This is a genomic window from Robertmurraya sp. FSL W8-0741 (genome assembly GCF_038004005.1).
In the GTDB taxonomy this organism is placed as follows: Bacteria; Bacillota; Bacilli; order Bacillales; family Cytobacillaceae; genus Robertmurraya; species Robertmurraya siralis.
The window spans coordinates 989,235-1,016,205 of sequence record NZ_JBBOQG010000001.1 but is presented as its reverse complement, the minus strand read 5'-3'; the positions used below and the strand labels follow the sequence as shown (position 1 = coordinate 1,016,205).

Here is a 26,971-nt window from a genome sequence, read left to right as displayed (position 1 = left end):
AAAAAATCGGTCCCTTAGGCCCGATTTAATTCCTCCAATAGCTGGGTAACAATTTTTACGTATTTTTTCATCGTCGTAACAGACAAGCCATATTGCTCTGCCAGTGCTTGCTGAGAAATTCTTTCTTGACGAAGCTTTCTCCAAACATAATCGACAGCGGAAGCATAGGCTTTCTCATTTTTCGGAAGAGATGGATTTTCAGTCATCACACTTGCAATCGAAAACCACATCTTATACAGATCAGCTTCATCTGTAGGGTGATGAAAGCTGTAAAATTGACTAGCTATATTATGTGCTAGCGGGGCACGACCTTCCTCTTTAAAAAGGTACTGTACATATTCATTTTCTAAGGTTGTCGTGCCAGTGTATGATGACAGAAGCTCTTCTTTATCATCTGATAGCGATGTTAAAAATAGCCCAAAAAGCCTTTCTTCCAGTTGTTCACTTGCTAGTTGTTTTTTGATCGCTTCTCCAGTATAGAGTTTTGTTTCATTATTCCACGGCTCTTGACCTTCTTTTTCCGGATTCATTTGAATAACCCGCAGCCAGCTCTTTTCAGCCGTTTGCAATCTTCCTGTATAATAAGCAGAATATGAAAGCCAATAGTAAAAAGGACCCTCCCCTTCAAATCCCTGCTTATAAAGCCTTTTTAGCCAAGAATAGGCCATTTCGTAATCGCCGATTAATGCAAACGTCGTACCAAGCTTAAATTGATGCTCCGAGGATAATGGCTTAATTTTTTCTAAAACCTCTTTATATTTTTTCACGGAATACCAATCGTTCTCGTAGCAAGCAAACACCGCTTTGTTGCAAAGAGCGTGCAAATTGCCGTGATTTTTCTCTAATACTTCATCTAGGATGCGATCCGCTTTCTGCGGCTCTCCTAAATAATAATAAGCCAATGCAAGATTATTGTAAGCAGACCAATATTCTGGAAACTTCTCAATCACTTCTTTAAGAAGGACTGCTGCTTTTTGAAATTCTCCTGTTTCAAGCAGTTCCCTTGCTTCCTCCTGCTTCGAAATTAAGTCATCCTGCTCATACAAATCCTCTTCCAATTCTTCACCTTCAAGCATTAAAAGGTCCAACAAATCTTCCGCATCCTCTGCGAACTCCCCATCCCCTTCTAACTGCATATATAATGAAGCGTGGTTGAACGCATCTTTAAATAAACCGAGATGGGCGTAATTATTGGCAAGAAAATAGTGACATTCGATCATCTGCTCATCCCATTCCTCCAAAATCATATGAAGGAGACGATTAGCTTCTGTATACTGAGCATTTTCTGATAAAATAATCGCCAATTGACAAGCAATCATCGGTTCCCCTGGCTCAAGTTCCATCGCACGCTCTAAATATTTTATTGCCTTATGATGATCTCGACGTTGGTAAGCCTTTAATCCTTTTGCAAAATAATACTCACCAGTCGGAGTGAACGACAGCAATGTTCCTGTTGTTTTTGTTGCTTTAGAGTCTTTACTCATGAAATCCTCCATCTATCTCAAGATATACCAAAGAAGTATATCATACAAACGAGCCTTTTGGTAAGGTGTTTACCAGACTTATCCCTCACAGGCACTGCCAAAATTTACAGATTATGAGTTCTTCTCCCTTGAATTCCCTTTTTCAAATAATAATTTGCTCATTGTTATATTAGTAATATAGTTATATGTCGATGTAATTGAAAAACAGACTGAAAATCTTGTAGATAAGAATGATAAATAGGAGACCTACTTTGCTCTTTTTTACCTATTTATCCGTCCCTTCGTGCCGTTTGCGAAGGACCTTTAATACTTCTGTAAAAGGGAGCTTTTGTTCTTCCAGCAAAACGAGCAAATGATACATCAAGTCAGCTGCTTCCCATTTCAGCTCTTCAGTATCACGATTTTTTGCTGCGATAATGACTTCTGCCGACTCTTCGCCCACTTTTTTAAGAATTTTATCAACGCCTTTTTCAAATAGGTACGTCGTATAAGCTCCCTCTGGACGTGCCTTTTCCCGCTGATGAATGACTTCCTGAAGGGAGTGTAAAATTTGATAGTCCGCAAGAGTGCTAGAGGGCTCATGCGTTACTCCATACAAACTTTCAGCAAAGCAGCTTGTAGTCCCGTTATGGCATGCCGGTCCTTTCGGTTCAACAAGAACGACGAGAGCATCTTGATCACAATCAAATTTAATCTCCGTAATCGTCTGCGTGTTTCCGCTCGTTCCCCCCTTATGCCACAACTCCTGACGGGAGCGACTGAAAAACCACGTTTCCTTCGTTTCTATTGATTTCTTTAAAGACTCCCGGTTCATATAAGCAAGGGTGAGAACTTCCTTTGTCATGGCGTCCTGAACGATTGCTGGAATGAGGCCTGCGTCATCAAACTTTAAGTTATCGATATTCATCTCACATTCACACCTTCACTTTTTAAAAATGTCTTTACCTCTTCTACCGATGTTTCTTTATAATGAAAAATAGAAGCAGCCAAGGCGGCATCTGCTAATCCGTCCCGAAAAGCTGCGACAAAATGCGCTGCATTTCCTGCTCCTCCAGAGGCAATGACTGGAACAGTGACTGCTTCACTGACAGCTCTCGTCAGGGCCAGATCAAAGCCATCCTTCTCACCATCGCAATCCATACTCGTTAGCAGGATTTCTCCTGCACCAAGACGTACCGCTTCCTTCGCCCAGGCAATGACCTCGTAATCAGTCGCTTTTCTTCCACCATGAGTATAAACTCTCCATGAACCAAGCTCCGGATCAAATTTTGCATCAATCGCCACAACCATGCATTGAGCACCAAAAAAACTCGCTCCCTCCGTAATAAGTGAAGGACGCAAAACAGCGGCCGTATTCAATGAAACTTTGTCCGCTCCAGCTCGCAACATCCGTTTCATATCCGCTAAGGAATTGATGCCGCCCCCTACTGTAAAAGGAATAGCCAATTCTGAAGCGACCTCGTTTACAACCTCAACCATTGTTTTTCTTCCTTCATGGGAAGCAGAAATATCTAAAAAGACAAGCTCGTCTGCCCCTTGTTGATCATAAAATCGCGCCAATTCTACGGGATCCCCTGCATCGCGAAGCTCCACAAATTGAATTCCTTTTACAACCCGCCCTTCTTTCACATCAAGACAAGGGATAATTCTTTTCGTCAGCATCTAATTTTGCACCTCCCGCAAAGCCTCTATCACGGAAAACTTTCCTTCATAAAGTGCTTTGCCTACAATTGCGCCGCGCACCCCGTTTTTTTCATATTCCTTTAAAGCAGCTAAATCTGCTAACTGACTCACGCCTCCTGAGGCAATGACTTCCTTTTTCGTTTCTAGTGCCAATTCATTAACGGCAGCAAGATTGGGACCTGATAACATTCCATCAGTGGCAATATCGGTAAATATAAATGTTTCCGCACCAGCATCGGCAAATTTTTTTCCGACATCGACCGCCCTCATTTCTGAAGTGTGCAGCCATCCATGTGTTGCCACAAAACCGTTTTTAGCATCAAGCCCGATCACAATCTGGCGCCCATATTTTCTCACCATTTCGATCGCAAATTCAGGATTGGAAATCGCCACACTTCCGATAATCACCCGTTCCACGCCGTTCTCAAGATAATGAACGATATCTGATTCCGAGCGAATTCCACCTCCTATTTGCACCCTTACTTTCAGCCTTGCTGCCTCTAGTACAAACGGGTCATTTATCCGTTTGCCGTCCTTTGCCCCATCTAAATCGACCATATGAATCCAGGCGGCACCTTGCTCAACAAACCGTTGCGCCATCTTAAATGGCGAATCTCCATATATCGTTTCTTTGTCGTAATCCCCTTGAAGGAGTCGAACGCATTTCCCACCGCGCATATCGATTGCTGGGTATATTATAAAAGTCATGACTGGATCGTCCTTTCCTTCGCTAATTGTATAAAATTTTGCAGCAAACTCATGCCAAGGCCCCCACTTTTTTCAGGGTGGAACTGCATCCCATACACATTGCCTTTACCTACCACTGCCGGAACGTCGACATCATATTCACAGTCAGCAATCACAACCTTACGCTCCTCTGTACTGACATAATAAGAATGGACAAAATAAACAAAATCCTCGCTAATTCCGCTGATAATCGGAGACTTATTAATAAAACGCAAGCGATTCCAGCCCATATGGGGTACTTTATAAGGCGTGCCAGCTTTTTCCCCTGAAAAACGAATCACTTTTCCAGGAAGAAGCGCCAACCCATCAGTCAGCCCATTTTCTTCACTCTGCGCAAATAAAAGCTGCATGCCTAAGCAAATGCCAAGCATTGGCTTTCCCGAACCGGCATACTGTTTTACCATTTCGGATAAACCCGTCTCATTTAAACGCTCCATCGCATCTTTAAAAGAGCCGACTCCTGGTAAAATAAGAGCATCTGCCCCTGCTAACTCCTTTCTATCCTCGGATACAAAATATTCGACTCCAAGCCGCTCCATCGCTTTGCTGACACTGAATAAATTACCCATTCCATAATCAATAATGCCGATCATTTATAACATCCCCTTTGTCGAGGGTATTCCTTTTATTCTCGGATCAATGGTAGTTGCTTCATCCAATGCCCTTCCTAAAGCTTTAAAAATCGCTTCAATGATATGGTGTGTATTTTGACCATAATGAACGATCACATGTAAATTCATTCTTGCTTCTAGCGCAAGCTTCCACAGAAATTCGTGGACAAGCTCTGTATCAAATGTTCCCACCTTTTGACTTGGAAATTCTGCCCGCATTTCTAAGTGAGGACGATTGCTTAAATCAACGACCACTTGAGCAAGAGCTTCATCCATTGGCACAAATGCATTTCCATAACGTTTAATCCCTTTTTTGTCACCGAGCGCTTCCTTTAATACCTGTCCGAGACAAATCCCAATATCCTCCGTTGTATGGTGATCATCGACTTCTGTATCACCGTCAGCTTGGATATGTAAATCAAACTGCCCATGTTTCGTAAATAAATCAAGCATATGACTCATAAAAGGGACGCCTGTTTCAAGCTTAGAAATTCCCTGTCCATCTATGTTTAAAGCAAGCTCAATATTCGTTTCATTCGTTTTACGCGTAATATTTGAAATTCTGTCCATTTTTTCATTCGCCTCCATTATTTCAGACGTTCCTCCACAGCACGAGCATGTGCTTCCAGCCCCTCTTCTCTTGCAAAAGTGGCAATTTTTGCCCCATTTTCTTTTAGTGCTGCCTCACTATACATAATGATGCTCGATTTTTTTTGAAAATCTTCCACACTTAAAGGACTCGAAAACCTTGCTGTTCCATTTGTCGGTAAAACATGATTCGTTCCCGCAAAATAGTCGCCGACCGGCTCAGAGCTGAACCGTCCGATAAAAATAGCCCCTGCATGCTTAATTTTACCTAGCAATTCCATAGGATTTTCTGTGATTACTTCAAGATGCTCTGGCGCTAACTCATTGACCGCTTTTACAGCCTCATTCATGTCACGGGCAAGATAGATCGCCCCAAAGTCAGCAATCGCTTTAGCAGCGATGTCCTTTCTTGGCAGCTCAGCAAGCTGTTTTGCCACTTCTGCCGCTACTTTTTGCGCCAATGATTCAGAGGTTGTGACCAGCACGCTTGAAGCACGTTCATCATGCTCCGCTTGTGATAATAAATCAGCCGCCACCTCATTTGCTCTCGCCATATCGTCCGCAAGAATGGCAATCTCGCTTGGCCCGGCGATCATGTCAATATCAACATCTCCATAGACTTCACGCTTCGCAAGAGCTACAAATATATTTCCAGGGCCGGTAATCTTATCGACAGGACGAATTGTCTCTGTCCCGTAGGCAAGAGCGGCAATTGCCTGAGCTCCGCCAATTTTATAAATTTCCTTCACTCCTGCTAGGTGAGCGGCAACCAAAACAGCTGCTGGAATTTTCCCATTTTGATTCGGCGGTGTCACCATAACGATTCGTTCGACTCCCGCAACTTTAGCAGGCATAACATTCATTAATACCGAAGAGGGATATGCAGCTGTTCCTCCTGGTACGTACACACCAACCGAATCAAGTGGCGTTATCTTTTGACCAAGAATTGTTCCATTTTCTTCTGTCGTCATCCACGATGAGCGCAATTGCTTTTGATGATAAGAGCGAATGTTTTCAGCAGCTTCCTGCATGATCAAAACCATTTCTTTATCGATATCCCCATAGGCTTCAGCCATTTCGTCAACTGTAACAGTAAAAGACTCCAGAGAAGCTCCATCAAACTGTTGTGTATAGATGCGGATAGCTGAATCTCCGTCTTTTTTTACATTTCCGATGATTGCTTTGACAGCAAGAAGCTGTTCGTCCGTTCCGTTTTCAACGGTCCTTTTAATAGAAACAAACTCAGACACTCTTTTTATTTTCATCCTGCTACTTCCTTTCTCTAGCACTCTAGCCTTTTCGTTCAATGACTTCGGCAATTCTTTCAACCAGTTCATTCACTTGCTCGTCCTTCATACGATAGCTAACTGGATTAACAATTAAGCGCGATGTGATAGTCATCATTCGTTCATACTCGACAAGGCCATTTTCAATAAGAGTTCTCCCAGTTGAAACGATATCAACAATGCGATCGGCGAGACCAATTAGAGGGGCAAGCTCAATCGAACCATTCAGCTTGATAATTTCTACCTGCTCCCCTTGCTCTCTGAAATAACGCGCAGCAACATTTGGATACTTCGTCGCAACCTTTGGTGCAACATCATTCATTTTCGTATTCGGCAGTCCTGCGACCGCTAAATAGCATTCACTAATATTTAAATCTAGCAATTCATAAACATCTCTTTCCTCTTCGAGCATAACGTCCTTCCCGGCAATTCCCAAATCAGCAACCCCATGCTCCACATAGGTAGGTACATCCATCGGCTTTGCAAGAATAAAGCGAAAACCTTCTTTCTCCACATCAATAATCAACTTTCGTGAATCCTCAAATTCAGGTGGTAGCTGATAACCAGCTTGACGCAACAGCTCTGCTGCCTCCTCAAAAATTCTCCCCTTCGGCATGGCGATTGTGATCAAATCTTCCATTTTCACGACCCCTTTCCAGCCTTTCCTATTAAAAAGGTTACTTCAGCGAATTGGCCGGTAAATTCATCAATATTTCGAACCCCTTGAATATCCTGTAAAAGGGTCTTAATTCCTTGTCCTCGCTTAGCTTTAGCCAGTTGAAAAGCTTCCTTGCGCCTTTCCCCGCTAAATAAAACACACTCGGTCGTGACCTCTTTTTTCAGTTCTCCCAACGCCTCAAGGATACGATCCAATCTCAAGGCAAAACCTGTCGCTCCCGTTGTTTTGCCAAATTTCTCAAGGAGGAGATTGTATCTTCCCCCATTTCCAATTGGGAATCCAACCTTATCAGCATAAACCTCAAACAAAATCCCCGTATAATAACTCATATGACTAACGAGCGTTAAATCGAGTTTCAAATTGGCTTGTTCACCGTAATCAACGACAATATCCCACAGTTGTTTCAGCTTCTGAATCGCTTCTCTTCCTTTTTCGTTTTCAATTAAACAAAGCGCTCGTTCTATTACCTCTTCACCGCCTCTAAGCTTCAAAAAATCCAATAGACGCTGCTTATCGATCGAGGATAGATTTAAACTCTTCACATGTTCTCGATAGCCAACAAAATTTTTTTCGTATAAAAATTTTGTTAATGCTTGTGCCCGTTCCTCAGTTCCTAGAATTTGCAGAAACAATTCTTGCACAAAAGCAATATGGCCTACCGAAATTTGAAAGCTTTTAATGCCTGCTTCCCGTAAAGCTGACACCATTAAAGCAATTACTTCCCCATCAGCACTGACAGACTCATCTGCAATGGCTTCAACACCAATTTGTTCAAATTCCGCAGGTCTTCCACCTTCACGCTGCTGTGCGCGGAATACACTGGCTGAATAGGCAAGCCTTAATGGAAGATTCTCCTGCAATAACTTGGAAGCTGCAACTCTCGCAATCGGCGTCGTCATTTCTGGACGCAAAACTAACGTATGGCCTTGATTATCAAGAAGCTTAAAAAGCTGTTGATCTAATATCGCTGATGCTGTTCCAACTGTATCGTAATATTCTAACGCAGGCGTATCCATAAACTGATAGCCCCATAATTTCATTTCCGATTCAATCGCATCCTGCACCTGACTTTTTGCTTCATATAGTTCAGGCAAGGTATCTCGCATTCCCAAAGGCTTCTCAAACATAAACAGTTGACTCATCCCATTCCCACCTTTTTGCTCCTGATGCTTTAGTTCGCTAATGTATTATCAAATTGAAGTTATATGTAGTTTACTCCTCCTGTCCCTTCACGTCAACACGTGATTGTTCAAATGATTAAAAGAGGAGAGAAAAGAGGAAAAAAATAGATGTCCCTTTAAAAAGGACATCTTCTTGTCGAATTTCAGCAGGTTAAGCCATACAACCTGCTGGTGGAGTCTTGTCAATTTTACCTGAAAAGGCATATATCGGCGGTTTAATTGATATATCGGCGAAAACTGAAATATATCGGCGCTTTTTTGATTATATCGGCGAAAAATCAAATTTATCGGCGCTTTTACCAATTTACCGGCGAAACAGACAAACTCCTCTAAAATTTTGGCGCAAATAACTAGAAATACCTCTTCTCGCACGAAAGTTACCACTTTTTTAGAGGTAAGATAAATGCAGCACAAGTCGTTTGGACGGATATCGGTCTAAATTTAATTTTATTGGTCTTTATTACGTTTTATCGATCTACGTGCGGAACACCATTTTTCTACTTTTGCTGCTTCCCGTAAATTGGATCGTCTGCCCATCTCTCGGCCAGTTCATCCTTTGTATAGATGACCTTCATCGGGTTTCCACCAACGAAGGCTCCCGCCGGAACATCCTTATGAACGAGTGTCCCTGCTGAGACAAAGGCACCATCTCCAATTGTCACTCCTGGCAGAATGGTAGAATTAGCGCCGATCATCACTTCGCTTCCGATATGGACTTCACCGAGACGGTACTCTTTAATCAAATATTCATGAGCTAAAATCGTTGTATTGTAGCCAATGACTGTATTTCTCCCAACACTGATCTTCTCTGGGAACATAACATCGAGCATAACCATTAAAGCAAAAGAAGTTTCCTCCCCAACCTTCATGCGTAAAAAAGTTCGATAAAGCCAATTTTTCATTCCGAGAAAAGGGGTATAGCGCGCTAATTGGATGACGATGAAATTTTTCACAACCTTCCAAAAGGGAACCGTTTTATAGACATGCCATAAGGAATTGGCTCCTTCGACAGGATAACGGGTCGTTTTACGCATGCTCATTTACTCCTAATATTTCAAATAAATCACTCATATGCTCAAGCATAAAATCCGGATCATACTGTTCCAAGAAAGCCTTGCCTTTTAATGACCATGCTACACCAGCAGTTTTTGTGCCAGCATTTTTCCCACCGACAATATCGTGAAAATTATCGCCGATCATCATCGCTTCTTCTGGTATAGAATCAAGCTGAGCCAGCGCCTTTACAATGGGCTCTGGATCGGGCTTAGCCTTTGTAACATGATCAAGAGCAACAACGACGTCAAAATAGCTCTCAAGCTTTGTTAATCGTAGCCCTTTTTCTACGACTGCTAAGCGCTTTGTTGTAACAATCCCCAATTTAAATCCCTTTTCTTTAAGGACAGCAACCGTTTCTCGCACGCCTTCAAATTCAGTCACAAGGTCGTCATGATGGGCAATATTGAAAGTTCGATATACATTAGTCATTTCTTCCACTTTTTCCGCATTCATCGAAGCGAACGTTTCCGTTAAAGTTGGCCCCATAAAAGGCAGAACATCTTCCCTTTTATAAGCTCCTGGATAATATTGCTCTAAAGTGTGTAAAAATGATTGAATAATTAGCTCATTTGTATCGATTAATGTCCCGTCTAAATCAAATAATAATGTTGTGATCTTAGAATTCATATGTGGTTTCCTTTCTGCGCGCAATCTCTAGTCGATTCCAATAAAATGCCACGACCGCCGTTAGGAGGACTGCCATTGCTAAACGAATAAGCAACAGTGGCAAAATAGGAATTCCTAATGGGGCAAAAATAAGCGTATCCTCTACTACCGCATGGCAGGCTCCTAAAAAAATAACAGCAAGCGTTGCATCCTTCTTGCTTACCCCATCTTCTTTTACAGCCTGAATCATTACACCCGCACCATAAGCCAAGCCAAATAAAAGACCAGCAGCTAGAGTAGTAGACGTATTTGGTTTCATTCCTACCACTCGGGTGAACGGTGCCATCCATTTTGAAAACTTATCGAGCCATTTTAAATCCTTTAATATTTGTATGACGATCATTAACGGTAGGACGATGATAGCAAGCTGAAGGATGCCAAGCCCTGCCTTTTGCACCGCATCAACAGCGATGCCCCATATTCCAGATACCGTTTCTTGTTCCGATGCCTGAATAAGACCATACTGTGCAAGCTGGTCCCCGCCTTTCCAGACAAGATTAATCACAATCGCCGCTATCAGTGCAAGCCCAATGCGAACGACAAGGGCAATCCAGAGCTTCACTCCAACCCTTGTCACGACGCTTGACTCCACTAGCATATTATGGGAAAAGGATAGCATAACAGCAATAATAAAAACCTCTTTCACTGTTAAATCGAGCGTAAGGATCGCTCCAATTGCTGCATATAAATTGAGAAAATTACCGATCACTAAGGGGATCGCCGCATCACCGGAGAGTCCAAATATACTCATTAACGGGGCGAGCAATTTGCTCAGCCAAGGAAGAATTGGCGTATGCTGAAGAACGGTCACAATCAATGTGACCGGAAAAATTATTTTTCCTAGCGACCACACTGTCTGCAGCCCGACCTTTAAACCTTTCGTTAGCGATTGAACTATCATAATCCTTCTCCTCTTTCTTAGAACTCCTGATCACGAAACCGATTGATCCAAATATCTTTCCCTTGCATGCCCTTTCGTTCTTCTATAAATCAAAATGGCAATTGCTCCAATAATAAGGGCAATCGAGATTGTTTGCGCCATCCGCAAGCTCTCTGTAAGCATTAAGCTGTCTGTTCGCATCCCTTCCACAAAAAATCTGCCGACGGAATACCAAATAACATACGTTAAGAACATTTCGCCCCGACGCAAATTAACTCTTCTCAACAATATTAGCAGAATAAAGCCTAAAAAGTTCCATACTGATTCGTATAAAAAAGTCGGATGGTAATAGGTACCATTTATGTACATTTGATTAATGATAAAGTCCGGTAAATGCAAGCCTTCTAAAAAAGAACGTGTTACTTCCTCACCATGGGCCTCCTGGTTCATAAAATTTCCCCAGCGCCCGATTGCTTGACCGAGAATAATACTTGGCGCCGCAATATCAGCAATTTTCCAAAATGATAAATTTCTTTTCTTCGCGAATATATAAGCTGTCACGACGGAACCAATTAGCGCTCCATGGATCGCAATTCCACCATTCCAAATTTTAATAATGTCACCCGGATTCTGAACATAATAATCCCATTCAAAGATGACATAGTATAGGCGCGCTGAAATAATTGCAATCGGAATCGCCCACAGCATTAAGTCCGGAAATAAATCCTTTTGCAGGCCCCTCTTCTCACCTTCTCTCATCGCAATAATAAGTGCTAAAGCTAAGCCTAGCCCGATAATAATGCCATACCAATGAACAGTGATCGGACCGAGTGAAAATGCAATTGGGTCAAGTGGTTGTATATTTTCTTCCATCTAACTCTCTCCTTTAGCTATTTCTTTATCTATCCTCTACATCTCCGTCCTCGATAACATCAGATAATCGACTGGCAAATTGTTCTGCTGCATTCACACCCATTTTTTTGAGGCGAAAGTTCATCGCCGCCACTTCAATGATTACAGCTAAGTTACGCCCAGGTCGAACCGGAACAGTCAGCTTCGTAACGGATGTATCAATAATTCGCATTGTTTCCTCATCAAGGCCTAAACGATCATATTGCTTTGTTTGATCCCAAAGCTCTAAATGAATAACGAGTGAAATTTTTTTATAATTTCGAACAGCACCTGCTCCAAAAAGGGTCATCACATTGATAATTCCCAATCCACGAATCTCAAGCAAGTGTTCAATAAGCTCTGGAGAATTTCCGACCAATGTATCATCATCTTCTTGGCGAATTTCCACGCAGTCATCCGCGACAAGACGATGTCCTCTTTTGACAAGTTCCAATGCCGTTTCGCTTTTTCCTACACCGCTTTTACCGGTAATGAGAACCCCGACACCATAAATATCAATGAGGACACCGTGAACTGCTGTTGTCGGAGCAAGCCTTGTTTCAAGAAAATTTGTTAGACGACTAGAGAAACGAGTTGTCTTAAATTTTGAGCGCAAAACAGGAACCGCCTCCCGTTCCGACGCTTCAATCAATTCATCAGGAACAGGTAAATCTCTTGTTACGACAATCGCTGGTGTAATATCCGTGCATAAACGTTCCAATCGCTCTGCACGAATGTCAGGATCGAGTTTTTGAATAAACTTTAATTCTGTTTTTCCAAGCAGCTGCACGCGCTCGGCAGGATAGTAATCAAAAAAACCAGCAAGTTCAAGCCCCGGTCTAGAAATATCGGTCATCGTTATAGGACGATTGATCCCCTCTTCCCCACTAATTAACTCCAGCTTAAACTTATCTATAACATCCTTCGTCCGTACCTTCTGCAAATGGAACTCCTCCTTGATGGATTATCTCTATCATTTTTTCTCAATATATATTGGTTGATGTTAAAGTTTCACTCTATTTTAGCACTTTTTTTCGAATAACCAAATTCGTTCGCATAAAATTAATGTAGCATCTCCTTTTTTTATCCTTAAACATATGATAAGAATGAATAAATCTACATTGTACGTGGATGTAATGAAATTTTACCGGAGACAAGGAGCGAAGGACCAATGAAAGTAATGTTGGACGCAGGCCACGGCTATAATACACCAGGTAAAAGAAGTCCCGATGGGATGCGAGAGTATGAATTTAACAGAGTTGTAGCAAATGAAACGAAAGCTATTTTAGAAACGTATAAAGATGTCATTATTTATTTTTCCCACTCTGACACAAAGGATGTTTCACTTCTGGAAAGGACTGACAAAGCGAATCGATTAGCAGTCGACTGCTTTGTTTCAATCCATGCCAATGCTTATGGGACTGGATGGAACGATGTTAGCGGGATCGAAACATACATTTATACGTCGAAGCCCCAAATCGCCTCAGCACTTGCCGAAAAGGTGCAAAAAAATCTTGTTGTTGCAACCGGACTGCGAGACCGGGGAGTTAAAGGAGCCAACTTCCATGTGCTTCGTGCAACTAAAATGACTGCCATATTGGTAGAATGCGGCTTCATGACAAACAAAGAAGATCTTAAGCTCCTTCGTTCAAATTTATATCGAAAAACGTGTGCTGAGGCAATTGCCAAAGGTTTGCGAGAACAATACCAGCTTCAATTAAAGCCGGAAGTGGCCATTCCCGCTCCAGAAAAGAAAAGCAATCCCTCACCAATCTATAAAATTGTAGCCGGGCCTTTCTCTGAAAAGGAAACAGCGGAAAATTTGATGATGAAGTTAAAGGATGAGGGCTTTCAAGCAAGTATGATAACGGAAAAATAGCTCAGACAAAGGATCAAATCACCGGGTGGTTTGGTCTTTTTATGTGATAGAATAACGTTAACTATAGGTAATGGAGGACTTGAATCATGATTTTAGTCAGTTCCTGTTTAGCTGGATTAGAAGTAAGATACAACGGTACACATTGTTTAAACGAACGGATTAGCGAATTAGTAATGAAAAAGGAAGCGATCACTGTCTGTCCCGAACTACTTGGCGGTTTGTCCACCCCAAGGGAACCTGCTGAAATTATCGGAGGCAGCGGTGAAGATGTGCTCGACGGAAGGGCAAAAGTAGTCTCCCAATCGGGCTCGGATGTCACCGAAGCGTTTATTAAAGGTGCCTATTTAGCACTAGAGAGGGCACAACAACTGGGGGCAACAATGATTGTTCTAAAAGAAAACAGCCCATCCTGTGGCAGTACCAATATCTATAACGGACATTTTAACGGTGAGAAAATAGCTGGAAACGGAGTTACCGCGGCTCTTTTAAAAAGGAATGGTTATGACGTGATCTCAGAGACGGTTTTTTCTTAAGTGCTTCGATTGATTATAAAAAGACATTAGACTGTTAAATTTACTTAACAATCAAAAATTGTTTAATTTTTGGAATTTTTCTAAAAAAAGGAAGGAATTGATCATATTTTGTAGAATTTATTCGATAGAGGTCAAGTTCAAAATAATATTTTCTTTGAGAGGAGCATATACATTTGAAGTTAAAATCATTAATGACATTTATTGCGTTAATTCTACTTACTAGCATCATTGTGCCTTCTGTTTCTGCATATACTGTTTCAGAAGATGTTTACAATTCAGAAGAGGGATTAGAGTTATATTATTCACAATTTGATGATGGGGAAGAAGAAAAGTTATTAGATAGTAAAAATGAAGACATAATTCAACCAGAGTGTATAGCTTGTATAGCTCAGCCACCAAAATTATCACTTGTAAGTACAACTCGTCAGAACAATGTTTTTGTAGCAGGAAAAACTAACTGGGTATATACTGCGGATGCAAAAACAATCCAATACGGAACTACAATAACAAAGACCTTGACGTTTTCAAGTGGAGTTACTGCAGATATAAGAGAAAAGGCAAAATCACAATTTAATTTAACCGTTTCTGTATCACGAAGTTATTCTGCCAATTATACTTTTAGCATCGATAAAAGCAAGGGAAGTAGAGCTAGAGTAGCTCAATATGCAGATCAGTATAACAAGAGAATCAAAATAACTAAGGAATACTTAGGTAGAGATCCTGAAATTTCCTACACTAATGCTTACGAGCCTATAACAACCATCTTAGGTCTTCAATATCAATAACTTAATAGATTGACTCTAAAATAATTTTGTTCTTGACCTCTACTTTTATAGTAAAAGACAAAATAGCAAGGTGATTAATGAAATGAAAAAAATATCGATTATAACTATTTTATGCCTCATATTTATTAGCATCTTTATATATTATTATATAACTAATCGTGATAACGAAGAGTTATATCTTGGTGAGTGGGATGGTGTTTTATATACGGTTCCGGAAAATCAACTTATTATTAATTTGATAGGGATAAGTGGGCATTCGATTAAAGAACTTCAAGAGAATATATTGTCAATAGACTTTAAAAATACCGAACAGCTAGAGATTAATAGTTTTAACATAACAACTTCAAATGAAAAATTTCAAGGAAAAAAAATCTTTACTATTGAAGTGGATTGCTCCATTAACGAAAATACAGAAGAAATTATTAACGAAGTGATTATTTCTTACAATAATGGTAAAACAAAAAATTATGACATAGGTAGACTTAAAGTTATTTCTCTTGAAAGGAATGATTTACTAACTCAAAGCGATGTACATTTTCTTAGTTTTGATACCTCTGATGTATATAGAAATAGCATCAAAAATAATTCCGAATCAGATATCATCCTTAAAGATCTCCAAATTGAAAATCATCACTTAGAATTTACGAATATAACTGTAAATGGAAAACCATTTAAGGAAGATATAACTATCCACCCCAATGAAGAGATCACTATCGAATCAGAAATGTCTTCTAAAAGCAATCAATTATTATATATAGTTTCGCCAAAATATATATATGAAGTGGATACAGTTGAATATAACAGTTATCTAGATCCCTCTGTAGTTAACGTTCTCGAATTAAAAGAAGAGCAACTCAACCATATGTTATCTAAATAAGCGTCACCTAATTATAGGGAATATTTCAAAAAACCGGTATTAAATTACGATGATATGCCCTTACGGTAGACAGATTTTTTAAAAAAATTCATTTGTCTCATGAGAAGCTTCTTTTTTCACATCAGTTTAAGTATAAAAATCGTAGACATAAAACGCTAGACTATAGATGAATACATAATTTCTATGGTCTTGAAAAATCCCGAAACGACTTAATGGCCTTAGTTCCAAGAATATTGAACTAAGGCCATTTAGCTTTGGTGTATTACTATATGGAAAAGGGAAAGTCTGGGCAGACGGTTAATATGCTAACAACCGAAATATTGCCCAAGGAACCGGTTAATTTGGATTTTAGCGAGGAATAAGAGCTCACTTACATGAACTCATAGGCAAGCTGAAAAGGAACACCGTTGCAACTTGGAGTTCTTTTTCAATATGAGCAACTTTTCCCCAAAAAAACACTACATCCATACTAGGGGTAGTACCAGCGAAGCTAACATTACCCGAAATAAGGAAATGTCAAGGTAATAATAAGTCACTTAAATTAAATACTTCCAACACACATACCCCGTCCTGTTGTGGCTGGTAAAATAAAGTTTTATTCAACAATCGCGCTTGATTGCTGAAGATTGCTCTTAGACTAAAGCACCTATTCACTAACTCACTACATAATAAAGCCATCTTAGATACTTAGCTGTTTCTGTAAACAGCACCAGTTCTTTTCCTCAACTCGGGACAAGAAACTTATACTGTTTAAACCAAGTTTAAAAGATGGCTCTTGATAATCATATAAAAATATCACTTATAATTGACTTGCCATCACCTCGATTTGATCCAGCCAAGCTATACGTGTCGCCTTGTCGGAGCTCGGTACAGACTCGAAAAAAACATGTTGCAGCACTTCTATGCCGCAGTATTCAAATATACCTGTGTCAGAAGTCAACAATAGTGCATTATCCATGCCGATGGCCGCATATTGGGCATGCGATTTTCCTTGCGTGTTAAAGATTAAGGCTTTTTTTCCTTTCAGCATTCCCATTTGTTCACCATTCACGTAACGGTAGGCAAACCCATAAGTAAAGACACGGTCAATATAGCCTTTGACGATTGCAGGCAGTCCTGTCCACCAGATCGGATAGATGAAAATGATGACGTCTGCCCACTTCAGATAATGATGCTCCTGTTCAATATCCTCGCCGATGCCACCCAAAATTTCACTGCTGCTTGCGACTGGTTGAAACTTCATCGCGTACAAATCGCGTACTACATATTCATGTCCCTTTTGGCGAATACCTCGGATGGTAGCTTCCAGAATGGCATGGTTAAAACTTTCTTTTCTTGGATGAGCATACACAATTAAATGGTTCATAAGATTAACTCCTCTCAATCTTTCAGTTCTATTTTCAGTACAAAGTTAGTGATTAATTAATTTTTATATTATCCAGTAATGTTGAAAAACAATAAGTTAACCTGCTACTCCTAATAATATAGAGGATTCGCTCATTAATTATTGATTAATCACTAACTAATATTAATACGTTAGTCCCATAACGTAAACAAGACAATCACTATAGCTGTAATTCCTAGTCCAATGGACAAAGGGGAAAGAGAAGATTCTTTTTTATTTCCGTTCATCATTCTCACCTCCTCATAAAAAATACTTCACAATAACTCTTTAACCCCACCAACTAATGATGCAAATAAGAATAATTGTGATAGAAACATAATCAAAACTTTTTAATTTCATCTTTTCACCCCCATTAATTAATTATTAATCAATCAATAACTATTTATTACATAAATAACCAACTTCATTTGATTATTTATTTTTATCAATAAGTTCAGGGAAATCTAAGAAATAGGAGATATTACATAACATCCCTCTAGCTAGAAAAGTAGTTACTTCTCTTTCGGCATTTTTTATTCCAGCTGAGTTAAACCTTTCTAAAGTGTAACTTCTTATACGGGCCAGACCATTCTTTGCAGCTTCCTGTATTGCTTCTTCTGTTACGGAAATTCCAATTACCTGCAAAGCAATTTCATTAGGATGTAATGTAGACAGTTCTTCATAAGCTTCGATCATCTTGTTAACGAGTTGTTCTGAGCTCGATTCAACATTTTTAAAAGTTTGAATGATTCTATCAAACGCACGATCTAAGGCTGCAATAAATAGCTCTTCTTTTGTTCTAAAAAATTTAAATACATACGGCTGTGATATTCCCGCTTTTTCTGCTATATGTGCAGTTGTTGTATTATAGTATCCTTTTATTGCAAATACTTCCAATCCCGCTTCAAGAATATCTTCCTTACGATTTCCCTTTTTAGGTCTTGCCATATTTTACACCCATTCATTTATGTTTATTTATTGATTAATTACAAACTAAATATAATACAATTTAACCCTTAATACAAGCACAATGACTATTTTTTAAGAGTTGTAAAAATACCAGTTTTGCAAAGACTAAAAATATGTTCTGTTAAGTTTAATTCGTTAGGAGTTGATACTTTTACCCCACCTTATTTTTTAAGTGAAATAAAATAATACAAAATCGTAAGAGCCAAACAATTGATACTAATTAGTTTGGCTCTTTTGATTGCTAAAATCATATATGTCATCCAGTTTCATGTAGTTTAGCTGTGCTATTTTCTGGAAAGTATATACTTATCTGATAAGATCCGTTTATTTTTTGCTGCGCCCTTTAAAGTATGGTCCTTCTTTGTATGATGAAATGACGATGTCGCTCAGTTTCTTGTTTTCTTCTTATCATAAATAACATTTTGAATCACGAGATTAATAATCGACATGATTGCTGAAATGAGAATGGCCATTCCCAGTCCATTTATTTGAAATGCCTCACCCATGAGTGCCTCTGTTATAAGGAGCGTTACCCCATTGATGACAAACAAAAATAAACCAAGGGTGATAATCGTAATAGGCAAAGTTAAAATGATTAAAATGGGCTTCACCAAAATATTAAGAATGGCGAGCATAAAGCTGGCGCCAATGGCCGCACCAATACTTTCAATATAGAAGGAATTCTCAAAATAACCTGCCAAGGCAATAAATAAGACCGCATTAATTAAAATTCCAATAATCCATCTCATATTCAACATCCTTTAAGCGCTATTTCAGTTCTCTAGAGGACTATTCTATTACTTTAGTCGCTTGATTGTCACCGATCCTGTTTTCGTATCCGCATCGATTCTCATTATGTGACCATGGTGGCTGCTAGGCTGGAAACGAAGTTGTTTTTGAACGACTTCATTTTTTTCCTCGGTAACTTGAATGCCTGTGTAATCAATATTGAAGTTGCCGAGATTGGTTTTTAGCTCTCCAGCAATAGCGGCATGCTCAGGTACAAACAACTTGATACCGCCTGTCGTCACCTTTGCCTCGATCCGTTCACAACTTGGTTCGGTAACAGTACAATCGATATTGCCGTTAAAGGATTGCAGTTCTACCTTTTTGAAGCTGCCATCCAATTTAATCGCTCCATTAATCGTCTCTGCCTCTAGGTCATCTATTTTACCATTAAGAACTTCAATTTGCCCGTTTGCTGTTTCTGCATCGACATACTTGCTCTCTATGTTAGACATATTAATTTTTCCATTCGCTGTTTTTACATTATATTTTTCTACTTGCAAGTTTTCACTAATGATTGAACCATTAAACATTCTCACTTTAATATTTTCATACTGCGCTTTGGGAATGTAGAGTGTGGCATGGATCTTCATCCATTTTTGCTGTGAAGCAAACCGCAGTTTTTGTCCTTCAATTGCAAAAATGACGTCTTTTAAAAACGTATTTCTCGCTTCATCCTGGGACTCGACTCGATAGACCTTTGCCTCACATTCAACGCGAACATCCTGTTGTTCCCATGGCACAATCTTCACAGAACCATTGGCCAAATCGACGTCCATCTCTCTTAAATATACATCCCCTTGTTGAAAAATATGAGAAATATCAACTGATTGGCCGAAATTCAAATCTAAATCAAAATCCTTGATTTTTTGAATAGCTGTGTCGACAAACTCAAAAATTTTATCCTTAGTCGATTGATGCTTTTGGCTTTGAAAAGAATCATCTTTTTTCGCTTCTTCAAACTTTACAGCTGTTGACAATTCCCCAAAAAGCTGTTCTGCTTTATTTTTCTTAGTGCTTTCCGCGTCCTCCAGCCCTTCCAACAAAATCAAAGCCTCATCTACCGTTAGCTTTCCTTCTTGCACCATGTTCAAAATTCGCTTTCGTTCTTCTTGCATCACGTAGCCCTCCTAAAAAATGTTTAACTGCTTTTTACAAAATATCCTTCACAAAACCCCTAATAAGTATGACCACGCCTACTATTGCTCTAAAACCAATGAAGAAAAATATTTCTGCATGGCCTTTCAGAGCAAAAAAAGCGGAATGGAGCTTAGATATAAATTCCTTCTTTGCTTCGTTAGGGCGGTGAATCACTAAATAACACACAAGCTGATAATAATTGGTTCGACTTCAGCTTTAGCAACTCCTTCTTTTATTTTACGTTAGGACAAGAATGAAGGTTTCATTTTTTAACTCAAGGTGCCAGAGGCAATTCGTTCATTGTCGGATTTTTCACGGAATTGAAAGGGAAATACTGTTCTTGGAATTTAAGGTTTTTTGCAGAGTTCCTTTACAAGAAATATAAAAAACCTGCAAGACTGCAGGCTAAAGCATACTTCATTTATAAATAATCAGATATCGCTATGCTGTTTTGTTCATTTAAAATATACTGGCTAATTGGACGACCAATAGTGCCATATGACACCCTTGTCTCTAATACGCCTATCTCTTCAAGAAAATTTAAATATTTTCTAATGGATACTCTTGAAATGCCTGTACTTTTGGCAATATCGTTCGTTGAAAATTCATTTTCTCCAATTGCTTTCAATTCTGCCCAAATGAGATTAAGCGTATGCTTTGTCAATCCCTTCGGTAGCTCATGTGTCGGTTGCATTCTTTCTTTCTGTAACAGCCTCTCATCTAATTCCTGTTGATTAATCTGATGAGGATGAAACTCTAAAAATTCAAGCTTTTGTTTATATGAAAGAAGCGCTTCTTTCAATCTAGCAAATGTAAATGGCTTTATTAAATAATCAATGGTGCCGAATCTTAATGCACTTTGAATCGTTTCAATATCAGAAGCGGCCGTGATCAAAATAACATCCACACTCAATCCTAACTCCCTAATATATGACAAAAGGGTAAGTCCATTGTCCCCAGGCATAAATACATCTAATAATATTAAATCTATCTTATCCGTTTTTAACACTTCTTTCCCATCATCGACAGACTGAACAACTTTAAGTACTTGAAAACCGTCAACACTTTCCACATAGCGCCTATTTAGCTCAGCTACCATCGGATCATCTTCAACAATCAACACTTGTATCATGTTTTATCACCTTCCCATTGCAAAGGTATTGTTATCATAAATGTAGTGCCTTCTGTTTTTGAACTTGATAAACGGATACGTCCATTGCGCTTTTCTACTGTTTGCTTCAATAAAAATAGGCCATACCCGCGGTTCTCCCCTTTCGTTGAGTAGCCTTTCTGAAAAATGTACTTTTGAAATGGTGTTTTTATCCCTTTGCCAGAATCTCGCATTTCAATTATTAATTTCTTATCAAAAAGTTCAAGCTTTAAGCTCACTTGCTTATTCGCACTCTCCACTGCCGCGTCTATGGCATTGTCAAGCAAATTGCCAATGATTGTAATTAAATCATGGGAGAACTTCGCATCTTTCCAAATAGGGAAGACAGGATTAATCGATAATGCAAACGTTATTCCAGATTCTCGCGCATAGCTTAGCTTTCCAAGGAGAAAACCTACTAAAGCAGGATCCCGCAATTTTTTTGTCATATTGCTAATGTCATTCTGTGTATCTTCGACCGTTTTTTCGATGAAGTTTTCCAGTTCAGCATATTCCTTTAAATGAATCAACCCCATTACACAATGGAGTTGATTCATAAATTCATGGGATTGGGCCCTTAAGGCATCTGCGTAAAGCTGCACTCCCGTTAATTGTTCAGCAAGCTGTTTAATCTCGCTTTTATCTCGTAATATATTAACAGCCCCGACAATATCGCCATTTACAATGATCGGTACCGTATTGCTGATAAGTTCTTTGCCGTTTACGACCTGTTCTTGATCAAGATACTCCTTGCCCGTTTCCAATGACCTTCTTAAAAATGAGCTGCTCGAGATACAATCAATTTTTTTACCGACCAAATCTTGCTCAGTACCAGTCTTTCCAAGTAAGCTTACAGCTGATTGATTCGCAATAGTAATATCCCCTTCTTTATCCACTGCAATAATCCCTTCATGAACAGATTCGATCAGAGCCTGTCTTTCTTTCAGAATTCTGGCAATTTCGGACGGCTCCAACCCTAATAACACTTTTTTAACCAAAGATGATAAAAGAATGGCACAAACAGCGCCAAAAATAATGCCAATACAAATTCCCATAAATATATTTCCACGCAGTATACTTAATACAAAATCGATACGATTTAGAGAAATTCCAACCGCAACTGCCCCAATTTGCAGATGGTTTTCATCAAATATTGGTGTAAAAGCTCGTAATGATGGGCCGAGTGTCCCTTCCGAAACAGAAGAATATTCCTTTCCCATAAGAACATCGGTCTCATCTCCGCCCACAAATTTCTCGCCAATTTTATCGGGATCTGGATGAGACTTTCTACTTCCGTTCATGTCCATTACAACGATGAATTCCACATTTGTAGACTCTCGCATTTTCGCAGTCAGCTCTTGAATCCTTCCTTCACGTTCTAACCCATTTAACGCTTCAATGATCGTCGGTGTTTGGGCAATCATTTTTGCGACATTAAAGGCCTTCTCTTCTTGACTAGCTACAATTCGTTCCGAAACCGTTTCATTAATAAAATAACCTGTGATAAGAATTGATACACTAACGACAATCCCCACAAGAAGAATAACCATATATTTCAATTTTACTTTCTTCCATTTCATGGGCGACCACCTCTTTAATTGTCGACTTCGACATTTTATGGCGCAAGCATAACATAACGCCCCTACCCATGATTGGCCGAAAAACGAGCATTTAATGAATGTTAACAAAGTGTATAAATTGGAAATAAACAGGAAAAGGCCTTCAAAGTTGAAGACCGAGAAGTAAATAGCATGCGTTAAAGAAGCTTAGCCTCCTTGTAACGGATATACCTTCCTGTTGTAAACGTAAATGTGAAAAACTCTTCAAGCTGGTCCTTCCAAGCAAGAGAAATATCCTTTGGCTCAAAGATTGCCTTACCATCCTTGACCTTAAGCCAACGCTTCGTATCATCATCTTGAAAGTAGCCTGTAACGGATGTTGATAATGCATGAAAAGGGGTCGTACTCGAATAAATAATCCCATGGTAGATGTAGCTCTCCCCATATTGATCATGAATCCAATCGTCATGCATATTTAGGAGCCAAAGCAAACCGCTATCCACATGCCCCACTAATTTCGCTCTTTTTTGATAGAGATCGTTCATGCTCCATCCCCTCTTTTTAAATCGTAAGATCTGATTTAACCACAGTTTGGAGAAAACATTGATTATGCCAATTGTAGTTTCCTTTGAAGAGCAGGGATTGCATCGACAACGTGGCGGTTAATCGCCAGCTCTTCCGGACTTATTCCCAGTGCCAAACCAATTAATTGTGGTAAATGGATGATAGGCATCGTTATATCTTGGTCAAAGCGTTTTTGCGCATCGGGCTGATAGGCATCAAGCTGCATTTGGCAAAGAGGGCAAGGCGTGACAATACAATCTGCACCCGCTTCCTTCGGTGATAAACAGTTGATTCCCGTCATTGTCATAACTTCTTTTTGTGCCGGAAAAACAGCATGGAAGCCGCAGCAAGCGAGTCTTTGATCAAATTCCACACATTCTGCACCTAGTGCTTCTGCCACCATCTCCATCGATTGTGGGTTACGATGGTTCTCAAAACCCATCACATCTGGCGGCATGACAATGTGACAGCCGTAAAAATTCGCCACCTTTAATCCTTTCAAAGGGACCGTTACTTTCTTTTTCAAGTTTTCCAGTCCGTAGTCCTCAAGCAAAGCCCAAAGCAGATGAGTCACTTCAACCGTCCCTTTGTACTGCAAACCTGCCCGATCTAGTCCAACATTCACTTGTTCTTTCAACCTTTCATTTTTATCCATTTTCAACTTCGCTGTCCGCAGCATAAGCGTACACGTATTGCAAACGGTCAATAACTTGGAGACTCCCAGGCTCTCAGCTAATGCGATATTTCTCGCATTAATGGAGGTCGACAAGAAGTTATCAATATCCTGGATATGGCTTGCTCCACAGCAGGTCCAGCCATTTAATTCAATCAATTCAATCCCAAGTGCTTCTGCAACTTTTTTCGTGGATATCATTAACTCTTCAGCAGCCGATTCTAAAGTGCAGCCTGGAAAGAATGCGTATGTTAACGTCATGACTTAACCTCCTCAGCGTATTCGTATAGTTTTCTCACTTCTTGAATCCCAGAGATCTGCTTTGGCATATGGAGCGGGTTAATCTTGCCTTTTTTCACCATTCGCAATGCAAATGGAATTTTCGTCAAAGCTGTTTGCACCAATCCATCTGTTTTGATCGGGAGCATCGTTTCATTTAAACGGCCTTTATTTTTCACGTCATCATGGAAAGCATAGGCATGCTTAGCCCCTTGATTATCTAGCTCACCCATAGCCATGGTTGCAGAGCGTAAAAATGCGATCTGGTCAGTTAAAGGAATCGTCTTCGGACATTGGGACACACATTGCATACAATGGAGACATTTCCATAGATCATTTTCCAAAACAGGCTTGAGATGTTGTTCTGGGGCACCATCTCTAGTATCAACGATATAACGATATGCCTTGTTTAAAATGAATGGCTCAAGATAACCATCTTGATTCACTGCTAGCTGATTGCATTCAGAGGCACAAACCCCACAGAGAATACAATCGGTTGGAGCAGCAATTTGTTGAAAATCCTCTTCACTTTGAAGAAATCCTATTTCCTTGCTTCCCTCTTCACCCGGGATTATCCACGGCTTCACCTTCGTCATTTTTTCCATTTTTGGTTCCCAAACGATGACCAGATCTTTAATCACTTCGAAGTTTTTTAACGGTTCAAATGTCAAATTCATCGTTTTATATGTGTCCAGTACATCATCTAATGGCGTATTACAAGCAAGAAAGGCATTTCCATTTATTTGAACTGCACAGCTGCCACAGATGGCATGGCGACAGGCTGAAGTGAAATTCAATGTTGGATCCTGCTCTTCGCGAATAGTTGTCAACAGCCACAAAATGGTTTTGCCCTTTTCATAAGGAACTTCATACTTTTGATAATAACTGTTGCGGCCATCAAATCTTTTAATCTTTACTGTCATCATTTCCATCAGTACTTCCGCTCCTCCGGTTGATAATTTGTAATCGTTACCGGTGCATACTCCAGTCGATAATTTTCTCCGTCCTTATAAATGAGCGTATGCTTGAGAAACTGTTCGTCATTACGAGTCGGATAATCCCCTCTTGAATGAGAGCCTCTGCTTTCCCGACGATTAAGAGCACCCATAGCCACTGCTCTTGCTAGCTTTAAAATATTTCCAATTTCCACATAATTGATAAAAGCCATATTGTATTTTACTGAAGCGTCACCAGCGTAGGCGTCCTTGTACTCTTCTATTAGTTCATCAACGGTTGCCAATGCTTGTGCCATTTCAGACTCTGTCCGAAAAATCCCAACATAATTCCACATCGTTTCCGCTAAACGATTGCGGATGGAGAACATACTGACTCCCGTTGTTTTCTCGCGAATGGTTTTAAATTTCGTCTTCCATGCATTCGCTTCTTGCTCAAGCTTCTCTGTACGACCGAAGCTTCTTCTCATCGCTGATTCCTTCGCGCCAAGCCCGGCATACTTTCCAAAGAAGACAACATCTGCTACAGAATTCCCGCCTAAACGATTCGCACCATGAATCGACACAGAGCAGCACTCGCCTGCTGCATGGATCCCTTCAATCGGTGTACTGCACGTCTTGTAGTCGGACACATGGATTCCACCCATTGTATAATGGCAGCTTGGACGAATCGGCACTGGCTCCTTAATGAGATCGACTCCTTCGAACTCCAATGCCAATTCACGTACCTGAGGAAGACGCTCCATAATTTTCTTTTCACCTAAATGGCGAAGATCCATGAGGACGTAAGAGGTCATTCCTTCACCAAAACCGCGTCCCTCTTTAATCTCCGTCTCTATTGATCTAGAAACAAGATCGCGGGGACCAAGCTCCATTTTCTCCGGTGCATAACGGGCCATAAAGCGTTCCCCATCTTTATTGATTAAATATCCACCTTCCCCACGGCAAGCCTCTGATAAAAGCACTCCCGTCTGGGCAAGACCTGTTGGATGGAACTGAATAAACTCCGGATCCTTCAGAGGAATTCCTGCCTCAAAGCAGACAGCTGTACCGTCACCAGTCATATTGATGGCATTCGTTGTCCTGCTCCAATAAATTCGTCCAAATCCTCCTGAGGCGATAACAACTGACTTCGCTTGGATCGGATGAATTTTTCCATCGCGAATATCCATCGCTACCAGTCCTTCAAATTTCCCATCTTCAACGACTAATGATAATAGGAACCACTCATTCAAAAATTGAACATGATTTTTCAAACATTGCTCATACAATGCATGCAAAATAACATGGCCTGTTTTATCGGCCGAGTAACATGTTCTTGGACTCGACGCTCCGCCAAAAGGCCGTTGCGCCACTTGCCCTTTCTCATCTCGAGAAAAAGGTACCCCGTAGTAATCTAATTCTGAAATCATATCTGGCATTCCAGATGTAAAAAATTCCACCGCATCCTGATCTGCCAGGAAGTCGCTTCCCTTTACCGTATCTCGGAAATGCTTCTCTGGAGAATCAGTGCTGTCTCTATAGCCCATTGCTGCATTAATTCCACCTTGAGCCGCTCCAGTATGGGAACGAGTCGGGAAAATTTTACTTAGCACGGCTACTTTTAAATTGTTTTTTTCACTAGCTGATAGTGCGGCCATCATGCCCGCACCACCAGCTCCCACTACAACTACATCAAACTTTAGCAT

28 protein-coding genes are annotated in these 26,971 nt (G+C 40.1%); 4 read left to right on the top strand and 24 right to left on the bottom strand.

What is annotated here, in order from left to right:
• Nucleotides 1–14 precede the first annotated feature (14 nt).
• From NST02_RS04830 to hprK, 14 genes are all read right to left on the bottom strand, one after another.
• Nucleotides 15–1,484: a tetratricopeptide repeat protein gene (locus NST02_RS04830; RefSeq protein WP_137744361.1), complete on the bottom strand. Its 1,470-nt coding sequence runs from the start codon at nt 1,482–1,484 to the stop codon at nt 15–17.
• 265 nt (nt 1,485–1,749) lie between these two features.
• Complete coding sequence (gene hisIE / locus NST02_RS04825) at nt 1,750–2,391, bottom strand: bifunctional phosphoribosyl-AMP cyclohydrolase/phosphoribosyl-ATP diphosphatase HisIE (protein ID WP_137744362.1); 642 nt, start codon at nt 2,389–2,391, stop codon at nt 1,750–1,752.
• Nucleotides 2,388–3,146 carry an imidazole glycerol phosphate synthase subunit HisF gene (hisF, locus tag NST02_RS04820; RefSeq protein WP_137744363.1) on the bottom strand — a complete coding sequence of 253 codons (759 nt, stop codon included), beginning with the start codon at nt 3,144–3,146 and terminating at the stop codon, nt 2,388–2,390. Before hisF ends, hisIE begins: the two co-directional genes overlap by 4 nt.
• Nucleotides 3,147–3,875, bottom strand: a complete 729-nt coding sequence (hisA, locus tag NST02_RS04815; RefSeq protein ID WP_137744364.1) for a 1-(5-phosphoribosyl)-5-[(5-phosphoribosylamino)methylideneamino]imidazole-4-carboxamide isomerase — start codon at nt 3,873–3,875, stop codon at nt 3,147–3,149.
• Entirely contained in the window at nt 3,872–4,507 is a 636-nt protein-coding gene (gene hisH / locus NST02_RS04810) for an imidazole glycerol phosphate synthase subunit HisH (protein WP_137744365.1), read from the bottom strand. The genes hisA and hisH overlap by 4 nt, the downstream gene beginning before the upstream one ends.
• Nucleotides 4,508–5,095 (bottom strand): imidazoleglycerol-phosphate dehydratase HisB, encoded by a 588-nt coding sequence (hisB, locus tag NST02_RS04805; protein WP_095310507.1) that lies wholly within the window; start codon nt 5,093–5,095, stop codon nt 4,508–4,510.
• Nucleotides 5,096–5,112: 17 nt separating this feature from the next.
• Complete coding sequence (gene hisD, locus NST02_RS04800; RefSeq protein WP_137744394.1) at nt 5,113–6,378, bottom strand: histidinol dehydrogenase; 1,266 nt, start codon at nt 6,376–6,378, stop codon at nt 5,113–5,115.
• A 25-nt stretch (nt 6,379–6,403) separates the two neighbouring features.
• Nucleotides 6,404–7,039 (bottom strand): ATP phosphoribosyltransferase, encoded by a 636-nt coding sequence (gene hisG, locus NST02_RS04795; RefSeq protein WP_137744366.1) that lies wholly within the window; start codon nt 7,037–7,039, stop codon nt 6,404–6,406.
• Nucleotides 7,040–7,041: 2 nt separating this feature from the next.
• Nucleotides 7,042–8,220, bottom strand: a complete 1,179-nt coding sequence (locus NST02_RS04790) for an ATP phosphoribosyltransferase regulatory subunit (protein WP_212933729.1) — start codon at nt 8,218–8,220, stop codon at nt 7,042–7,044.
• A gap of 536 nt (nt 8,221–8,756) precedes the next feature.
• The gene (locus NST02_RS04785; RefSeq protein ID WP_137744368.1) at nt 8,757–9,293 is read right to left on the bottom strand and encodes an acyltransferase; all 537 of its coding nucleotides are present in this window, start codon (nt 9,291–9,293) and stop codon (nt 8,757–8,759) included.
• Nucleotides 9,286–9,942, bottom strand: a complete 657-nt coding sequence (ppaX, locus tag NST02_RS04780; protein WP_137744369.1) for a pyrophosphatase PpaX — start codon at nt 9,940–9,942, stop codon at nt 9,286–9,288. The genes NST02_RS04785 and ppaX overlap by 8 nt, the downstream gene beginning before the upstream one ends.
• The gene (locus NST02_RS04775) at nt 9,932–10,882 is read right to left on the bottom strand and encodes a nucleoside recognition domain-containing protein (protein WP_137744370.1); all 951 of its coding nucleotides are present in this window, start codon (nt 10,880–10,882) and stop codon (nt 9,932–9,934) included. Before NST02_RS04775 ends, ppaX begins: the two co-directional genes overlap by 11 nt.
• A 30-nt stretch (nt 10,883–10,912) precedes the next feature.
• Nucleotides 10,913–11,734, bottom strand: coding sequence for a prolipoprotein diacylglyceryl transferase (gene lgt, locus NST02_RS04770; RefSeq protein WP_340948216.1), 822 nt, complete (start codon nt 11,732–11,734; stop codon nt 10,913–10,915).
• A 25-nt stretch (nt 11,735–11,759) separates the two neighbouring features.
• Nucleotides 11,760–12,695: an HPr(Ser) kinase/phosphatase gene (hprK, locus tag NST02_RS04765; RefSeq protein ID WP_212933733.1), complete on the bottom strand. Its 936-nt coding sequence runs from the start codon at nt 12,693–12,695 to the stop codon at nt 11,760–11,762.
• Nucleotides 12,696–12,923: 228 nt separating this feature from the next.
• On the opposite strand from hprK, the gene NST02_RS04760 reads away from it, so the two are divergent.
• From NST02_RS04760 to NST02_RS04745, 4 genes are all read left to right on the top strand, one after another.
• A complete protein-coding gene (locus NST02_RS04760; RefSeq protein WP_137744373.1) occupies nt 12,924–13,631 on the top strand; it encodes an N-acetylmuramoyl-L-alanine amidase in 708 nt (235 codons plus the stop codon).
• 86 nt (nt 13,632–13,717) lie between these two features.
• On the top strand, nt 13,718–14,164 hold the full coding sequence (locus NST02_RS04755) for a DUF523 domain-containing protein (protein WP_137744374.1): 447 nt from the start codon (nt 13,718–13,720) through the stop codon (nt 14,162–14,164).
• A gap of 173 nt (nt 14,165–14,337) precedes the next feature.
• Nucleotides 14,338–14,949, top strand: coding sequence for a hypothetical protein (locus tag NST02_RS04750; RefSeq protein WP_340948212.1), 612 nt, complete (start codon nt 14,338–14,340; stop codon nt 14,947–14,949).
• A gap of 82 nt (nt 14,950–15,031) precedes the next feature.
• Complete coding sequence (locus tag NST02_RS04745; RefSeq protein ID WP_137744376.1) at nt 15,032–15,826, top strand: hypothetical protein; 795 nt, start codon at nt 15,032–15,034, stop codon at nt 15,824–15,826.
• Between the two features lie 799 nt (nt 15,827–16,625).
• Here the strand turns inward: NST02_RS04745 and NST02_RS04740 are convergent.
• From NST02_RS04740 to NST02_RS04695, 10 genes are all read right to left on the bottom strand, one after another.
• The gene (locus NST02_RS04740; RefSeq protein ID WP_137744377.1) at nt 16,626–17,192 is read right to left on the bottom strand and encodes an NAD(P)H-dependent oxidoreductase; all 567 of its coding nucleotides are present in this window, start codon (nt 17,190–17,192) and stop codon (nt 16,626–16,628) included.
• A gap of 450 nt (nt 17,193–17,642) precedes the next feature.
• Nucleotides 17,643–18,158 carry a TetR/AcrR family transcriptional regulator gene (locus NST02_RS04735; protein ID WP_137744378.1) on the bottom strand — a complete coding sequence of 172 codons (516 nt, stop codon included), beginning with the start codon at nt 18,156–18,158 and terminating at the stop codon, nt 17,643–17,645.
• A 407-nt stretch (nt 18,159–18,565) separates the two neighbouring features.
• On the bottom strand, nt 18,566–18,928 hold the full coding sequence (locus NST02_RS04730) for a phage holin family protein (protein WP_137744379.1): 363 nt from the start codon (nt 18,926–18,928) through the stop codon (nt 18,566–18,568).
• Between the two features lie 48 nt (nt 18,929–18,976).
• A complete protein-coding gene (locus NST02_RS04725; protein ID WP_137744380.1) occupies nt 18,977–20,083 on the bottom strand; it encodes a DUF4097 family beta strand repeat-containing protein in 1,107 nt (368 codons plus the stop codon).
• Nucleotides 20,084–20,526: 443 nt separating this feature from the next.
• Nucleotides 20,527–21,237, bottom strand: a complete 711-nt coding sequence (locus NST02_RS04720) for a response regulator (protein ID WP_095310434.1) — start codon at nt 21,235–21,237, stop codon at nt 20,527–20,529.
• Nucleotides 21,234–22,835, bottom strand: a complete 1,602-nt coding sequence (gene dcuS / locus NST02_RS04715) for a DcuS/MalK family sensor histidine kinase (RefSeq protein WP_137744381.1) — start codon at nt 22,833–22,835, stop codon at nt 21,234–21,236. The genes NST02_RS04720 and dcuS overlap by 4 nt, the downstream gene beginning before the upstream one ends.
• Nucleotides 22,836–23,011: 176 nt before the next feature.
• Nucleotides 23,012–23,359 carry a molecular chaperone GrpE gene (locus NST02_RS04710; RefSeq protein WP_095310436.1) on the bottom strand — a complete coding sequence of 116 codons (348 nt, stop codon included), beginning with the start codon at nt 23,357–23,359 and terminating at the stop codon, nt 23,012–23,014.
• A gap of 62 nt (nt 23,360–23,421) precedes the next feature.
• A complete protein-coding gene (locus tag NST02_RS04705; protein ID WP_137744382.1) occupies nt 23,422–24,312 on the bottom strand; it encodes a CoB--CoM heterodisulfide reductase iron-sulfur subunit B family protein in 891 nt (296 codons plus the stop codon).
• Nucleotides 24,309–25,262: a succinate dehydrogenase/fumarate reductase iron-sulfur subunit gene (locus tag NST02_RS04700; RefSeq protein ID WP_137744383.1), complete on the bottom strand. Its 954-nt coding sequence runs from the start codon at nt 25,260–25,262 to the stop codon at nt 24,309–24,311. The genes NST02_RS04705 and NST02_RS04700 overlap by 4 nt, the downstream gene beginning before the upstream one ends.
• Complete coding sequence (locus tag NST02_RS04695; RefSeq protein ID WP_340948210.1) at nt 25,262–26,971, bottom strand: FAD-dependent oxidoreductase; 1,710 nt, start codon at nt 26,969–26,971, stop codon at nt 25,262–25,264. Before NST02_RS04695 ends, NST02_RS04700 begins: the two co-directional genes overlap by 1 nt.

What these genes read in the sequence shown, in the direction of transcription:
- NST02_RS04785 (WP_137744368.1), bottom strand. Translation starts at nt 9,293, where the DNA reads ATGCGTAAAACGACCCGTTATCCTGTCGAAGGAGCCAATTCCTTATGG.
- hisG (WP_137744366.1), bottom strand. Translation starts at nt 7,039, where the DNA reads ATGGAAGATTTGATCACAATCGCCATGCCGAAGGGGAGAATTTTTGAG.
- lgt (WP_340948216.1), bottom strand. Translation starts at nt 11,734, where the DNA reads ATGGAAGAAAATATACAACCACTTGACCCAATTGCATTTTCACTCGGT.
- hisIE (WP_137744362.1), bottom strand. Translation starts at nt 2,391, where the DNA reads ATGAATATCGATAACTTAAAGTTTGATGACGCAGGCCTCATTCCAGCA.
- NST02_RS04725 (WP_137744380.1), bottom strand. Translation starts at nt 20,083, where the DNA reads ATGCAAGAAGAACGAAAGCGAATTTTGAACATGGTGCAAGAAGGAAAG.
- NST02_RS04735 (WP_137744378.1), bottom strand. Translation starts at nt 18,158, where the DNA reads ATGGCAAGACCTAAAAAGGGAAATCGTAAGGAAGATATTCTTGAAGCG.
- hisH (WP_137744365.1), bottom strand. Translation starts at nt 4,507, where the DNA reads ATGATCGGCATTATTGATTATGGAATGGGTAATTTATTCAGTGTCAGC.
- NST02_RS04720 (WP_095310434.1), bottom strand. Translation starts at nt 21,237, where the DNA reads ATGATACAAGTGTTGATTGTTGAAGATGATCCGATGGTAGCTGAGCTA.
- NST02_RS04755 (WP_137744374.1), top strand. Translation starts at nt 13,718, where the DNA reads ATGATTTTAGTCAGTTCCTGTTTAGCTGGATTAGAAGTAAGATACAAC.
- hisA (WP_137744364.1), bottom strand. Translation starts at nt 3,875, where the DNA reads ATGACTTTTATAATATACCCAGCAATCGATATGCGCGGTGGGAAATGC.
- NST02_RS04740 (WP_137744377.1), bottom strand. Translation starts at nt 17,192, where the DNA reads ATGAACCATTTAATTGTGTATGCTCATCCAAGAAAAGAAAGTTTTAAC.
- NST02_RS04830 (WP_137744361.1), bottom strand. Translation starts at nt 1,484, where the DNA reads ATGAGTAAAGACTCTAAAGCAACAAAAACAACAGGAACATTGCTGTCG.
- NST02_RS04710 (WP_095310436.1), bottom strand. Translation starts at nt 23,359, where the DNA reads ATGAACGATCTCTATCAAAAAAGAGCGAAATTAGTGGGGCATGTGGAT.
- NST02_RS04705 (WP_137744382.1), bottom strand. Translation starts at nt 24,312, where the DNA reads ATGACGTTAACATACGCATTCTTTCCAGGCTGCACTTTAGAATCGGCT.
- NST02_RS04700 (WP_137744383.1), bottom strand. Translation starts at nt 25,262, where the DNA reads ATGGAAATGATGACAGTAAAGATTAAAAGATTTGATGGCCGCAACAGT.
- ppaX (WP_137744369.1), bottom strand. Translation starts at nt 9,942, where the DNA reads ATGAATTCTAAGATCACAACATTATTATTTGATTTAGACGGGACATTA.
- NST02_RS04745 (WP_137744376.1), top strand. Translation starts at nt 15,032, where the DNA reads ATGAAAAAAATATCGATTATAACTATTTTATGCCTCATATTTATTAGC.
- hisD (WP_137744394.1), bottom strand. Translation starts at nt 6,378, where the DNA reads ATGAAAATAAAAAGAGTGTCTGAGTTTGTTTCTATTAAAAGGACCGTT.
- dcuS (WP_137744381.1), bottom strand. Translation starts at nt 22,835, where the DNA reads ATGAAATGGAAGAAAGTAAAATTGAAATATATGGTTATTCTTCTTGTG.
- NST02_RS04695 (WP_340948210.1), bottom strand. Translation starts at nt 26,971, where the DNA reads ATGCTAAAGTTTGATGTAGTTGTAGTGGGAGCTGGTGGTGCGGGCATG.
- NST02_RS04760 (WP_137744373.1), top strand. Translation starts at nt 12,924, where the DNA reads ATGAAAGTAATGTTGGACGCAGGCCACGGCTATAATACACCAGGTAAA.
- NST02_RS04775 (WP_137744370.1), bottom strand. Translation starts at nt 10,882, where the DNA reads ATGATAGTTCAATCGCTAACGAAAGGTTTAAAGGTCGGGCTGCAGACA.
- hisF (WP_137744363.1), bottom strand. Translation starts at nt 3,146, where the DNA reads ATGCTGACGAAAAGAATTATCCCTTGTCTTGATGTGAAAGAAGGGCGG.
- NST02_RS04790 (WP_212933729.1), bottom strand. Translation starts at nt 8,220, where the DNA reads ATGAGTCAACTGTTTATGTTTGAGAAGCCTTTGGGAATGCGAGATACC.
- NST02_RS04730 (WP_137744379.1), bottom strand. Translation starts at nt 18,928, where the DNA reads ATGAGATGGATTATTGGAATTTTAATTAATGCGGTCTTATTTATTGCC.
- hisB (WP_095310507.1), bottom strand. Translation starts at nt 5,095, where the DNA reads ATGGACAGAATTTCAAATATTACGCGTAAAACGAATGAAACGAATATT.